The sequence below is a fragment of the Limnohabitans lacus genome (genome assembly GCF_030053395.1).
Classification (GTDB): Bacteria; Pseudomonadota; Gammaproteobacteria; order Burkholderiales; family Burkholderiaceae_C; genus Limnohabitans_A; species Limnohabitans_A lacus.
Genome location: NZ_JASGBH010000006.1, coordinates 122,831 through 135,522, shown reverse-complemented (window position 1 = coordinate 135,522; position 12,692 = coordinate 122,831). Strand labels below are relative to the sequence as shown.

Annotated in this window: 18 protein-coding genes; 4 read left to right on the top strand and 14 right to left on the bottom strand. The window is 54.4% G+C overall.

What is annotated here, in order from left to right; genetic code table 11:
* Window positions 1-18 precede the first annotated feature (18 nt).
* The 7 genes from QLQ16_RS09640 to QLQ16_RS09610 form a co-directional block, all read right to left on the bottom strand.
* Window positions 19-324 carry an ArsR/SmtB family transcription factor gene (locus tag QLQ16_RS09640; protein WP_283224477.1) on the bottom strand — a complete coding sequence of 102 codons (306 nt, stop codon included), beginning with the start codon at window positions 322-324 and terminating at the stop codon, window positions 19-21.
* 129 nt (window positions 325-453) lie between these two features.
* A complete protein-coding gene (locus tag QLQ16_RS09635; RefSeq protein ID WP_283224476.1) occupies window positions 454-1,797 on the bottom strand; it encodes an OmpP1/FadL family transporter in 1,344 nt (447 codons plus the stop codon).
* A gap of 26 nt (window positions 1,798-1,823) precedes the next feature.
* Window positions 1,824-2,396: a DUF302 domain-containing protein gene (locus tag QLQ16_RS09630; RefSeq protein ID WP_108325852.1), complete on the bottom strand. Its 573-nt coding sequence runs from the start codon at window positions 2,394-2,396 to the stop codon at window positions 1,824-1,826.
* Between the two features lie 127 nt (window positions 2,397-2,523).
* Window positions 2,524-2,847 carry a hypothetical protein gene (locus QLQ16_RS09625; protein WP_283224475.1) on the bottom strand — a complete coding sequence of 108 codons (324 nt, stop codon included), beginning with the start codon at window positions 2,845-2,847 and terminating at the stop codon, window positions 2,524-2,526.
* 121 nt (window positions 2,848-2,968) lie between these two features.
* A complete protein-coding gene (locus QLQ16_RS09620) occupies window positions 2,969-3,277 on the bottom strand; it encodes a c-type cytochrome (protein WP_283224474.1) in 309 nt (102 codons plus the stop codon).
* 236 nt (window positions 3,278-3,513) lie between these two features.
* Window positions 3,514-3,894, bottom strand: a complete 381-nt coding sequence (locus QLQ16_RS09615) for a rhodanese-like domain-containing protein (protein WP_283224473.1) — start codon at window positions 3,892-3,894, stop codon at window positions 3,514-3,516.
* A gap of 9 nt (window positions 3,895-3,903) precedes the next feature.
* Window positions 3,904-4,380, bottom strand: coding sequence for a rhodanese-like domain-containing protein (locus tag QLQ16_RS09610; RefSeq protein ID WP_283224472.1), 477 nt, complete (start codon window positions 4,378-4,380; stop codon window positions 3,904-3,906).
* A gap of 79 nt (window positions 4,381-4,459) precedes the next feature.
* On the opposite strand from QLQ16_RS09610, the gene QLQ16_RS09605 reads away from it, so the two are divergent.
* Window positions 4,460-5,077 carry a class I SAM-dependent methyltransferase gene (locus QLQ16_RS09605; RefSeq protein ID WP_283224471.1) on the top strand — a complete coding sequence of 206 codons (618 nt, stop codon included), beginning with the start codon at window positions 4,460-4,462 and terminating at the stop codon, window positions 5,075-5,077.
* A gap of 14 nt (window positions 5,078-5,091) precedes the next feature.
* On the opposite strand, the gene QLQ16_RS09600 is transcribed toward QLQ16_RS09605, so the two are convergent.
* Both QLQ16_RS09600 and QLQ16_RS09595 read right to left on the bottom strand, forming a co-directional pair.
* Window positions 5,092-5,793 carry a Crp/Fnr family transcriptional regulator gene (locus QLQ16_RS09600; protein ID WP_283224470.1) on the bottom strand — a complete coding sequence of 234 codons (702 nt, stop codon included), beginning with the start codon at window positions 5,791-5,793 and terminating at the stop codon, window positions 5,092-5,094.
* A 65-nt stretch (window positions 5,794-5,858) separates the two neighbouring features.
* Window positions 5,859-6,344 carry a thioredoxin fold domain-containing protein gene (locus QLQ16_RS09595; protein ID WP_283224469.1) on the bottom strand — a complete coding sequence of 162 codons (486 nt, stop codon included), beginning with the start codon at window positions 6,342-6,344 and terminating at the stop codon, window positions 5,859-5,861.
* A gap of 94 nt (window positions 6,345-6,438) precedes the next feature.
* Here QLQ16_RS09595 and QLQ16_RS09590 point away from each other — a divergent pair, with 94 nt between their 5' ends.
* Both QLQ16_RS09590 and QLQ16_RS09585 read left to right on the top strand, forming a co-directional pair.
* Window positions 6,439-7,503: a YeeE/YedE family protein gene (locus tag QLQ16_RS09590; protein WP_283224468.1), complete on the top strand. Its 1,065-nt coding sequence runs from the start codon at window positions 6,439-6,441 to the stop codon at window positions 7,501-7,503.
* A gap of 86 nt (window positions 7,504-7,589) precedes the next feature.
* Entirely contained in the window at window positions 7,590-8,696 is a 1,107-nt protein-coding gene (locus tag QLQ16_RS09585) for a YeeE/YedE family protein (RefSeq protein ID WP_283224467.1), read from the top strand.
* A 12-nt stretch (window positions 8,697-8,708) separates the two neighbouring features.
* Here the strand turns inward: QLQ16_RS09585 and QLQ16_RS09580 are convergent, their stop codons facing one another.
* The 5 genes from QLQ16_RS09580 to QLQ16_RS09560 form a co-directional block, all read right to left on the bottom strand.
* A complete protein-coding gene (locus QLQ16_RS09580; RefSeq protein WP_283224466.1) occupies window positions 8,709-9,485 on the bottom strand; it encodes a c-type cytochrome in 777 nt (258 codons plus the stop codon).
* The gene (locus QLQ16_RS09575) at window positions 9,421-10,695 is read right to left on the bottom strand and encodes an NAD(P)/FAD-dependent oxidoreductase (protein WP_283224465.1); all 1,275 of its coding nucleotides are present in this window, start codon (window positions 10,693-10,695) and stop codon (window positions 9,421-9,423) included. Before QLQ16_RS09575 ends, QLQ16_RS09580 begins: the two co-directional genes overlap by 65 nt.
* A 12-nt stretch (window positions 10,696-10,707) precedes the next feature.
* The gene (locus tag QLQ16_RS09570) at window positions 10,708-11,013 is read right to left on the bottom strand and encodes a c-type cytochrome (protein ID WP_283224464.1); all 306 of its coding nucleotides are present in this window, start codon (window positions 11,011-11,013) and stop codon (window positions 10,708-10,710) included.
* Between the two features lie 45 nt (window positions 11,014-11,058).
* On the bottom strand, window positions 11,059-11,469 hold the full coding sequence (locus tag QLQ16_RS09565) for a DsrE family protein (protein ID WP_283224463.1): 411 nt from the start codon (window positions 11,467-11,469) through the stop codon (window positions 11,059-11,061).
* Between the two features lie 78 nt (window positions 11,470-11,547).
* Complete coding sequence (locus QLQ16_RS09560; protein WP_283224462.1) at window positions 11,548-11,880, bottom strand: ArsR/SmtB family transcription factor; 333 nt, start codon at window positions 11,878-11,880, stop codon at window positions 11,548-11,550.
* Between the two features lie 202 nt (window positions 11,881-12,082).
* Here QLQ16_RS09560 and QLQ16_RS09555 point away from each other — a divergent pair, with 202 nt between their 5' ends.
* Entirely contained in the window at window positions 12,083-12,661 is a 579-nt protein-coding gene (locus tag QLQ16_RS09555; RefSeq protein WP_283224461.1) for a rhodanese-like domain-containing protein, read from the top strand.
* Window positions 12,662-12,692: the final 31 nt, after the last annotated feature.

Below are 12,692 nucleotides of genomic sequence, written 5' to 3'. Positions count from 1 at the left end.
ACTCCTCGTTTTGAGTTGTCAATCCACGGCTGCAGCAATGGCTTTTTGCGTGCACACGGCACGACAAACCATCGCCGCAGATTCGTCTGCAATCCGATAAAACATTTGGGCCCCTTGCCGACGCTTACCCAGCACACCCGATCTGTACATGATGTTCAGATGTTGGGACATATTGGGTTGCGCAACATCAATGTTCTCGAGCAACTGACCCACATTCTTCTCACCCTGGCACAACTCGCTGATGATGCGTAAACGGATCGGTGTCGACAGAACAGCAAACAATGCAGCCGCCTTGTCAAAAACCTGATCGATTTCATCGCTCATGCGGTGCTTGCCATTAAGTTAGTATATTCGGATGTGCGAATATATACGATAAACGAAGTATCTGAACCAGAAATTACAAAGCGATGCCCACTTGATCAGGACAAACCCTGATCAAGCGGGTCATCCAACTCAGTAGCGGTAGCTCAGCATCATTTGGTAGTTGGTCTGGCTGTGGCTGATGGTCAAAGGCATCTGCCCTGATGTATTGACGACAGTCACGGTTGGCGCATGTGAAATCGCGGCATCCACGCTGACCGCCTTGCTGACCTTGTAGCCAAAACCAGCGGTGTAATGATTTTTGACAATGGCTGGGAACAAGGGGTGCACATACCCATCAGGAATGGGGTTCGATGAATGGTTGTAGCCCGCACGCAAAGTCCAGGCTTCATCCAATTGGTAGGCACCACCCAAAGCGACAACCGTTTGGTCTTTCCAGTTTTGAGGCATGGTGAAATTGAGACTTCCGCCCATTGCCGCGCTGTCGTAGCGCATAGAAAAGCCCTTCATCACGCTTGACCAACCGATGCGTTTGACATCTGCTGCCACCATCAGCTTGGGGCTGGCTTGCCATGCCAGACCCACTGTGGTGGATGCCGGCATCTGAAAGTTGATCACCGAAATTTTTCCGGTATCGGAAAAAGCCCCTTGCCCCATGTCCGGTGCACTCATGCTCGCACCGGTCGCTGCTGTCGTCATGTCACTGAGGTTGGTCTTGAGATGATGACTCACGCCCAGTGACAGATCTTTGCTTGCTTGAAAGACCAGTCCTAACTTACCAGTCCAACCAGAGCCTTTGGCAGCACCCGTGAATTTATTGGAATTACTGAAATCAATACGTGCCCAAGGAGCTCCAGCCAGCATTGGAGCAGCCATAGCAATAGGGTTCGAACCACCCGTGACCATGCCATCCAACTGTGCACCACTGGCGGCCATTTTCATGTCCAAGCTGGCCCATGTGTAGTCGAGCGAAGCACCGAGATTCAAATGTTCATTGACCTTCAAGGCCACCGGGAAAATCACACGTCCCACAGCCAACTCAGAGCGCACATCCTTGCCGGTTTGCATGGCCAAGAAAGTATCAGCACCGTACTCCGTTCCCATGCCACCTTGACCAAAGATACCCACACCCCAGGTCATGCGGTCGTCTTTGCGTACCCAACCCATGGCCGGCATCACATAGGAAGTGCCACCGGATGAAGCGGTCGGCATGCCCGTCATGCTGGATTTGACGTTGGGACCCAACACACCCAATGCCACATCGAGACGCGAACCATTGGCACCCAACTGCAAAGTTGCAGGGTTGTTCATCATGGCCGCCGTCCCATTGTCAAATGCTGTGGCTGCACCGCCCATGGCCAGAGATTGCGGACCATAACCCTCCATCAACATGCCATTGGTGGCATGGGCTGACCAAGAAGCCAGCAGCAAAGCAGAAGCAGCAACGGTGGCGCGCAATGTGTGTTTTGTTTTCATGGTTTGTCTCCTCGTGTTGGCTTAAATCAGAACTCACCCTTGGAGCCGCGCTCCATCATTTCCCAAATGGTGTCGCGAACAGCGCGGGCCTCTTCCTTCAGGGGTGAAGGCAGCTGACGGCCCATCTTGACCATCATGTCCATGTTGAGTGTGTACATCCACAGGCCATCTTCTTTCTCAACCAATGAGATGCGGCAAGGCAAGTAAGCGGCCATGTGTGGGCTGAAATCCACCATGCGTCGTGCTGTGGTGGGGGTGCAGAAGGAGTAGACCGTCAGCAGTTTTTGTTTTTGGCCAGTACGGGCCTCGAGTTCCTTGGACAAGGGCAGCGTGCCCACGTCTTTCATGTTGCGCTCGGTGGCCACTTGTTTGAGCACTTGCTCCACTTCATTGGCCGTGACGCCGGCCTTGACCTTGCGCTCCCAAGTGGTCGCCACAGCGATGTCACCATTGCCATCTACCCAGCGATCCCACATGCGACCAGCCTCTGCAGCCGCGCCGGTCTCGAGTTTGCCCATCGTGCTGATGGTTCCACAACCCGTCAGCCACACAGAACTGGCCAACACGCCCCACTTCACCCAGGTCCAAGATTTGCGCATTTTTATCTCCTTCAGATTTGCAACATTTGAACGCTGACCCCGCACCACCGCCGGCCCAGCGTTTGATTCAAATCATCAGAGACATTCGTTGAAACTGATATAGGAGATACCCTATATAAGCAAAGATTTATTTAAACTTGTAGTAGTTCTTGTTCAAAACAGCGGCCACCGCATTGACCTCTTCGGGAAACATGCCCATGTTCAGCTCGGTGTTGCATTGTTCGACCATGCCACGCAACAGGCCTGCCGTGTTGATACGCCCCTTGGGTTTGTAAATGGCACTGCCATCGCCCGGGACCTTGGACGCGTGGCACTCAACGCACTTGTTCTCATCGATCAGTTTTTGACCTAATTTCAAATCTGCGCCATGAAAAATAGACGGCTGTGCGTGCAACCCTGCGCACATGCCTGCGAACAAGACATACAAAATCCATCGAGCAGGTGTCAGCATGCGATGTCTTCCTCAAAAAAAACGCTCTTCAGTTGCCCGAAGAGCGGATTACAAAAGCCACGAATACCGATCGTGCTTTCACAACTTCAACACCCAATTGGCAAGCAATTGGACAGTGCGATCACTTGGCACCCGCCAAAATCCAAGCAGCCAAGGTGTTGGCGTCAGCTTCGCTCAATGCGGCTTGTGCAGGCATAGGAATGGGACCCCATTTGCCAGAACCACCGGCTTTGATGCTTTTAGCGACAGCAGCCACAGCATCTTTCTGACCTGCGTATTTTTTGGCCACTTCTTGGTAAGCAGGGCCCACAACCTTCTTGTCCACTGCATGGCAAGCCATGCAGGCGTTTTTCTTAGCCAGATCCAGATTGGCAAAGGCAGGCGCGGCGAACAGTGCAGACACGGCGACGATTGCAGAAACCAGTTTCATGAGAACTCCTTGATTAAATATAAACAAGCGCTAATTTAACGCAAATTCAGTTGTTTCGAACAAAACGCTGATCGAGAACGATCAGGGATTTCACCGATTTCGGCCACCCAGCCAAGAACCGAGAAATCCAAAAAGAACTCCAACGCCAGCCCTGGCGTCACACGCATTGACCGCAGGCCACAGGGCAAGCGGGATTGAACGCGCCAAATTGAAACAGCGCCATCATGCCTGGTCGCTCATTCGTAGGACGGTTGTTCAGGCCGAACAACGGCCTTGCCTGCGGCCACCCACGCGTCATACCCGCCCGCAATGGACGCCACATTCAAATACCCCATGGCCTGCATGGTTTGCGCCGCCAAAGCTGCTCGCCCACTCGTCTTGCAATACACCACCACTTTGATGTCGCGTGCAGACAGCGCAGGAGACGCACTGAGTTTGAACTCCAGCAAACCACGGGGCATCAAGACAGCCCCGCGCAAGTGGCCCGCAGCGTACTCATCTGCTTCACGAACATCCAACAAAACGTCCGCAGCAAGCATCGCTTGTTCGGCCTCATGCAAAGAAATTTCTTGCGTCATGTTCTTGGCTTGCGTCACCAAATCGTGTGCTGTTTTCATAAGTCTTTCTCAATGTTGTGGCGCTGAAGTTGCTTTGAGGTTTGCATCCATGCCACCCTTGGCTTTCCATTCTGCATACCCACCCTGAAGGATGCGAACATTTTCCCAACCTGCTACGCGCAAGGCAAAACCGGCTTGTGCCGACAAACTCCCAGTGTTGCAATAAACCAAGACAGGTTTGTCTTTCGGGATTTGATCTGACTTTGCCAATACTTGTCGCCACTCGATGTGGATGGCGCCAGGAATGTGGTCTTTCACGTACTGCGAACCATCACGTGTATCGATGATGAGCATCTTGGCGTATTCAGCTTTGGGGATTTGTTCGGGGAAGATCGTGCCCCCACCGTAGTCCACAAACTCCAGATAAGCCGACATCTCATCCGCAGCCACTGCTTTGTGGTCTGCGGCCCAAAGAGTCTGGCTGGCAAAAGCGCCGCAGCACACGCAGACACTCCAGAAGGCGCGGCGTAAGTTTGTGGTGATCACGATCCAATCCATAAGTTTTCACGAATATACTCATTTTTTATCATCAGCGTTTGCGCTTCAACACAGGGCGCACAAAACCATGTCCGCATTCAACAACCCACAACACACTTGGGACCAGCGATTTGCCTCGGAGCACTACCTTTTCGGTGAAACGCCCAATGCCTATTTGCGCAGCCAAGCCATGCACCTGCATGCAGGCTCAGCGCTGGCCGTCGCAGACGGAGAAGGCCGCAACGGCGTCTGGTTGGCGGAACAGGGCCTCAAGGTCGACGCCTTTGACTTCTCAGAAAATGCCCTCCGCAAGGCAAAACGATTGGCCGAATGCCGCCAGCAATCGGTTCATTGGCATTGCTGCGATTGGCAATCATTTGCCTGGCAAGACGCACATTACGACAACGTGGTGGGAATTTTTTTCCAATTTGCCAGTCCGGCCGACCGTCAGTTGCTTTTTACCAAGATGGACACCAGCCTGAAGTCGGGCGGGACGCTGATCATTCAGGGCTATACGGCTGCACAGTTGAAGTTCAACACTGGTGGCCCCGGAAAACTCGACCATATGTACGATGAGCACATGATGAAAGAAGCTTTCCCGAATTACGACATCATCGATTTACAAACCTATGAAGCTCAGATCGATGAAGGCACAGCCCACAAAGGCATGTCGGGCTTATTGGGCTTGACCGCCCGAAAACGCTAAGCCCAATGATCGCTTCAAGCTGTCAGAATTTTTTCATCGAGGATTTCATAACGCCGACCTTGTTTATCACAGGCTTTCAAAGCGCCGTCGCGCACCAAACCCGAAATTTCACGGCTCACGGTTTCCAGCTTCAAATCCAGCATGGCCCCCATATCGTCACGCGCAAAAAATGAAGTGAACTGTGGCCGATCAGGATCACGCATCTTTAAGGCCAGACCGGCCACGCGCTGACGCGCAGTCCCAAAGTTCAATTCAGCCAGCCAGTCGTCTGCATCCTTCAAAGCTTGCTGCCACTTTTGCATCAACCTCAAATGCAAGCGAGGCGAAGTGCCTGAAAGTTGAGTGATCACCGACAAGGGAATCCTGCAAACACTGATGTCGACCATGGCCACAGCCTCACAGTCATAGCGCCCTGTACCCAATGACTCGAGTCCGATGACATCCCCTGGGCGCAGCACCCTGACAATTCGTTCTCGACCATCAACTGTCGATCGCACCAATTTGACGGTGCCTTTTCTCAGTGTGTACAGCCCTTGCGCCGTTTGCCCCTCGGTGTACAGAACCGAATCCGATTGAAACACCATATCGTCGATAGGTGAGTGCATCTCACTGAAGTCTTGCTCGTTGAGATCGGCAAACAGCACCATGTCACGGATGCCACAACTGCGACAGTCTGAGATGCCTTTCCAGGCAGATTCAATGCGAATGGGAATCATGGGTGATGGGTCAATCAAGGAATCTCTTGCGGCATCTCAAAAGCCATGCCAAGTGGCTCACAACGTCAAAGAGCCTGGCGTCCTTTGAGGATGCGTTCATCCAGATAGGGACCGTAAAAATCTGGCAGATAGCCGCCCTCCATCCGCTCAGCGACTTCTTTGCCTCCCGGTCCAAAGAAAAGCAAGGTCGGTGCAATGGAGATGCGCCATTGTTTGATCAATTGATCATGCGTGGTGGCACGCCCCTGGAAATCCAACACGGGCAGAGGACTGCGCATGTCCAGCTGGACGATGGTCGCTCCTGCCTTTTGCATGGGCACCAAATGGCTGCTGCGGGCAACACGGCAAAACGGACACCCCTCCAGACTCACCATGACAATCAAGGGTTGCTTTTGCTGCAATGCCCTGCTCAATTCAACTTGCAAAGAGGACGGCGAAGGCAAGCTCGCGGGCAAGGCAGTTTGTGCTGCAACTTCATTGAACGCCAACAAAGTGAGCAGCCCCAAGAAATGGCGTCGTTGAAACACTGCATTCAAAGTGGTCTTGTTCATGAAGGTCGATCGAAAAACCAGGAAAATAGCATTGTTTGCCGCGAAATTTAGGCAACAGCAAATATAAGTAATTATCGAATTATTGGAGATCACTGTGAATCTTGCAAGCCTGTTGGAAACTTGGGGTGATGCCAATGTCTTGGCAGCTGGGGGCGTACTCATTGGCTTGGTGTTTGGTTTTGCGGCCCAACGTACACGTTTTTGTGCGCGTGCGGCCGTGCTGGAATGCTGCGAAGGTCAGGCTGGCGAGCGTTTGAGTGTCTGGTTGTTGGCTTTTGGCGCTTGCTTGTTCAGTGTGCAGCTGCTGGTCAGCATGGGCTGGCTCAAGCCTTCGGTCTCTCGCTTCATGGCGCAACCGGGCAGCATTTCAGGCGCAGTGCTGGGCGGTTTGTGCTTTGGTGCGGGCATGATCTTGACGCGTGGCTGTGCCAGCCGATTGCTGGTGTTGTCGGCCAACGGCAATTTGCGGGCGCTGCTGTCTGGCTTGGTTTTTGCCGTGACGGTGCAAGCCACCGTGGGCGGCTGGCTGGCACCTTTGAAATTGCAATTGACGCAACTGTGGCCTGTCGATGGCGGACCCTCGCGTGATTTGCTGCAGGTCACCGGCTTGGGTCCTACTGGCGGCTTGGTCCTGTCTGCCTTGGGCTTGGTGATCGGCCTGGCGTTCTTTTTGCGCCATCACGCAGGCCGCTGGGCATTGGGTCTGGGTGCCGCCTTGGCGGGAAGCACCATCGCGATGGGCTGGGGCTTGACCCAGGCCATCGCATCTGCCTCGTTTGAACCCGTGGCCGTGCAAAGCCTGAGCTTCAGCAGTCCCTCAGCCGAATGGCTGATGCGTGTGCTGTCCACAGCCAATGCCGCCAGCTGGGGCTTTGACACCGGGGTCTTGCCCGGCACTTTCTTGGGCTCCTTGATCGGCGCCTTGGTCGGCCGCGAGTTCAAACTGGAAGGCTTCAAAACCGAGAACAAATTGGGCCACTACCTGACGGGGGCCATCTTGATGGGCTTTGGTGCCGTCTTGGCCGGTGGTTGCACCGTGGGCGCTGGCATGACGGGCGGATCCATCTTTGCACTGACAGCATGGACGACGCTCATCAGCATTTGGGCAGGCGCTGGTCTGGCATGGCGTCTGAGCAAAAGCATGGGGTGGGCCATCTAAGACCTGACACTGACCTTGATCAAGGCCCCATGGCTGGCACACCTTAAGATATACATCATTCAATAATGATGTAACTGGAGTTTGCCATGCCCATGGCCCAATGGTTGGAAGCCTACGGAAACCCCACGGTCCTGGCCACCGGCGGTGCGCTGATCGGCGGCTTGTTTGGGTTTTTTGCGCAGCGCTCGCGTTTTTGCCTTCGTGCAGCCGTGATCGAGTTTTGGCACCGCCGATTTGGCGACAAACTTTCGGTGTGGTTACTGGCCTTTTCCTCCGCCGTCATCGCCGTACAGCTCATGGTCTTGATGGGCTGGCTGGACACCCACAACGCGCGTCAAATTGCGGCCACGGGCAGCCTGTCGGGCGCCCTCATCGGCGGTTTGATGTTTGGCGTGGGCATGGTCATGACACGTGGCTGTGCCAGCCGCTTGTTGGTGCTGTCGGCCAATGGCAATTTGCGCGCACTGTTGTCTGGCCTGATCTTTGCCGTCACGGCCCAATCAGCACTCTCCGGCGTTTTGTCCCCTGTGCGTTTGGCCATCAGCGCTTGGTGGACCGTTCCAGGCGGCGCAGCGCGTGACCTGTTGGCCATTACAGGTCTGGGGCACGGCGCAGGTTTGGCCATGGGCGGCGTGTGGTTGATCGCTGCTTTGTATTTTTCTTGGCGCTCTCCCCAGCGCAGTTTTTGGATGTGGGTGGGCGGCATCGGCACCGGGTTGATGGTGGCGGCTGCCTGGGGCTTTAGCCAATGGGTGGCCCGTGAATCTTTTGACCCCGTGCAAATTCAAGGCCTGACTTTTAGCGGTCCTTCTGCTGAATGGCTCATGCGCGTGGTGCAGTGGCCTTGGCCCCCGATCGGCTTCGAGTTCGGGTTGATGCCGGGGGTTTTTCTGGGATCTCTGATGGGCGCCTTGCTGGGCAAGGATTGGAAGCTGGAAGGCTTCACCGATGGCTACAGCATGCGCCGCTACATTGGCGGAGCCATCTTGATGGGCTTCGGATCGATGCTCGCAGGTGGGTGCGCTGTAGGCGCTGGCGTCACCGGTGGCGCCATCTTCGCGCTCACTGCATGGGTGAGCCTGATGGGAATGTGGGCAGGCGCAGGGTTGACCGATCGCTGGTTGGATGGTGGGCCAACAGCGATTGTCAAACCTTCTCAGGCGATGCCGGTATCAGGTTTGACCGCCCCCTGAACGCAAAAAAAATCATTTGCCGCTCAAGTACTCGGCAACAGCCGCCATTTCCAAGGGTGTCATTTTGCTGGCAATCGCATGCATCACAGCGTTGTCATTGGTGCGCTCACGCTGATTAAACTGCTTGAGCTGGGTTTCGGTGTAACCCGCATACTGCCCAGCCAATCGAGGCAACGCTGCCGTGCCCTTAGCCTCTGCTCCGTGGCAGCTGGCGCAAGCGGCCAGACCGCTGTATTTATTGCCTTTGTGATAAATGAACTTCCCCACCGCGGCCAACTCCGCATCTTTAGGTGGCTCCACAGCTGGATTTTGCTTTTCAAAAAATTTGCCCAGCGCCACCATCTCATCCGGGGTCAACTTGGCCACCATGTCGGCCATGGCCGTGCTCTTGCGCTTGCCATTTTTGAAATTTTCAAGCTGCTTGGCCGTGTACTCCCAATGCTGTCCCGCCAGGCGGGGAAACACTTCGCTGGAAGATTCGCCTTCGGCACCGTGACATACAAAGCAGGAACCGCCCACGATTTTTTTGGCACGGGCTTCATCCGCTTGGGCCTGGACCGAACTGCCCAGCACCGCAGCGCCGAAGAACACAAGCGCCTGAGTCAGCAGGCGGATGGAGTGGAAATGTTTTTTCATGAAGGATCTCGATCCACAAGGATTACAAGAAGAATCGTCGTAAAAAAACGCCGCGGCCTGACGACTGCGGCGTTTGCTCAGTGACCAATCAAGCCAGCGTATCAGCCCAGATGTTGCGTGCCCAAGCGAGGGCGTAACGGCCTTCCAGTTCATTGGCCGCGCTGGACACGCCACCCGAACCTGGCACAGTGAGCATGGTCTTCTTATCCGCATCGTAGCGGTGCACGCTGGCCACGTGGACCACGTCCTCCGAGCTGACAAAACTGTAGCAAGTGTTGTTGTAGATGGGCTGAGGGTTGACCTCTTTGCCCATCAACAATGCCACCACGGCAGCAGCACAAGTCTTGCCGTGTTGGTTGGCCATGTGACCTGACTTGGGCATGCCCGGTGCAATCTGGATCGAATCACCCAGCACGTGCACATTTTTGGCGGCTTTGGACTCAAAAGTCAGGAAGTCGACTTCGCACCAACGCTTGTTGGCCGTTGCCAAACCTGCATTGACAGCAATATCCCCCGCGCGCATGTCGGGGATGACATTCAGCACATTGGCCTTGATGTCGTCATTGAACTCGAACTTGAGGGTCTGGGTGGCAGCATCCACATCCGTCACACGGTGCTTGCCACGGTACTCCACGATCCCTTTGTAGCGCTCAGCCCAAGCCTTTTTGAACAAAGGCCCTTTGGAGGTCACATCGTCGTTGGCATCCAAGATCAGCACCTTGCTCTTGGGCTTGGCCTTGGTGAAATACTCAGCCACCTGACAAGCACGCTCGTAAGGACCGGGCGGGCAACGGTATGGGGCCAACGGAATGGACATGGCAAACACGCCGCCATCGGGCATGGCTTCCAGTTGTTTGCGCAAGGTCAGGGTTTGCTCACCCGCTTTCCATGCATGCATGACTTTATCCTTGGCACCCGCTTTCGCCATGCCGGGCAGGTTTTCCCACATGAAATCCACCCCAGGGGACACAATCAAGCGGTCATAAGTCAACTCGGTACCACCTGCCAACTTGACGATGCGCTTGTCGGCATCGATCGAGTTCACGCGATCTTTCATCACTTTGACACCATGACGCTTGGTCAGGTTGTCATAGGGGGTGGTGATGTCGTTGATGGTTTTACTGCCCCCAATGACCAAGTTGGAGATGGGGCAAGAAATGAAAGCGTCGTTCGGTTCGACCAGCGTGACCTGGATTTTGTGCTCGGACCACAAGCGCAGGTATTTGGCGGCCGTTGCACCCGAATAACCACCACCGATGACCGCCACTTGGGGGCCACTGCCGCCGCCCATGGTGGCACAGCCGGAAACCAAGCCCAAGGCTCCCATCGCGGAACCGGTCTGCAAAAAATGACGTCGTTGCATGGCTGTAATTCCTTATTTCTTTTGAGCGGCAAAGTAGCCGGCGATGGCAACAATTTGCTCGTCGGAATAACCCTTGGCAAGTTGGTGCATGAGTGTCGCGGGTTTGCGTCCGGCCTTGAAATCCAGCATTTTCTTGACCATGTCGTCTTTGTTGGCGCCCGCCAAGGACTCCATACCGGGTTGGGCACGACCGTCGGTGCCATGACACGCGGCACAAGAGGCCGCCCAACTGCGCACATGCGCTGGGTCAACCTGGGCTTGCGCCAAGCCCGACATCACCATCAGCGCAGTGGCGGTCAAAACGTATTGGATTTTCATGAGTTCTCCTGAGGAAAATGAATGCCGACGCGCGACGAAACGGCATCAAGGACGTAAATACACAAAGCCTTCTTTGGCTTGCAATTTGGCGACTTCGGCAACACCTGAAGGCACAACCTTGGCCTCCATCAAGACTTTGTCAGCTGAAATTTTGCGGGCCGTCAAGGTGTTGTTACATACCCGAAACTCCACGCCTTTGCCCACCAATTCGCTGACACTGCCTGCAAAAGGTTGATCCATCTGGTTGGTCGCACCATCCAGCAAAAAGTCGATGCCCAAGCCATGAGTCACCACCACGATTTTGGCCTTTGGATCGGCATTGAGGTGATTCCGTATATTGCCAATGGCTCTGGACGCCTGAGGAATGCCCTCACTCAAGTGATAAACCACCTTGATGTCTGCCCATGTCAATGTGCATGCCAACAAAGCGGCTGCCAAGAAAATCAATCGTTTCATTCGTGTCTCCTGATGAACTGATATTAGCCGTTCCCAATCGAAACCGAGGCCCGTAATAACCCGACTCGAAACTGACGATCAACTTTCAATGTCGGTCTGTTTGCATACGGCACGGCAAATGTTGACGATGTTGTCGTTGACGATGCGGTAATAAATTTGGACACCTTCTCTGCGCTTGTCTAAGACACCCGCCAAATAAAGGGTGTTCAAGTGTTGAGACATGTTTGGTTGGGTGGTATCGATTTCACTCAACAGCTCCCCCACATTTTTTTCGCCACTGCACAGACAACTGATGATTCGAAGGCGCATGGGCGCCGACATCACACGAAAAACTTCTGCAGCTTTTTCAATTTGCGCGTCTGAAACGGCAATGGGTTGGTCAAGCGCAGATTGGGGGGTCGTTTTGACCATGGAGCTTCCCGTCGGATTTCACTAACAAGGCTCGATTGTGGCTTAAAACCAATCCGTCCATTCACCTGACGGGTTGCAGAACCTGAACCCGAACACGTCAAGATCAAGGGTTTACCCCAGGATTGGTGTTGATTTATCTCAAGACAGATTGCCGTGCACAAAACAACCATATGGACACTCTCAAATTTATTGAAACATGAACATGAAACGCATTTCAGCTTGGCTCTTGGGACTCGGTTTTGCTGGCGTGGCTTTTGGCCAAGCCGCGGTCATCCCTGTCGGAACGGCTCTGAACATTTTTGACAACCAAAAAACGGTGGTCGTCAAAACAGCCAAGGGGCCCGTGGAGATCACGCGCGTCATGACTGCAGCAGCCAAAAACGGCGGCACCTTGCAACCATTGGTTCCTGTCCCTGGCGTTCATCCCGTGGGCGAAATTGAAATTCTGGAAGCTTTGAGCGACCGCAACGCTCTGGTCGTGGACATGCGCGACAGCAATGACCGCGTCAAAGGCACGATTCCTGGCTCTGTGGGCATCCCCTACACGGAAGTGGCTGCACGGCTGAACGAATTGGGCTGCCAAAAAACAGGTACGCAGTGGAACTGCACGGCTGCCAAAAAGGTTTTTGCATTTTGCAACGGCCCCGTTTGCCCTCAAAGCCCCATGGCCATCCGTGCGATGACACGCGACGGCTTTCCCGCCGACAAAATTTATTACTACCGAGGCGGCATGCTCGACTGGGACGCCTTGGGCTTGACCATGGTGAAAGACGAGTTCTGAGTCAAGACTCGAACACCTAAATCTCCAACCC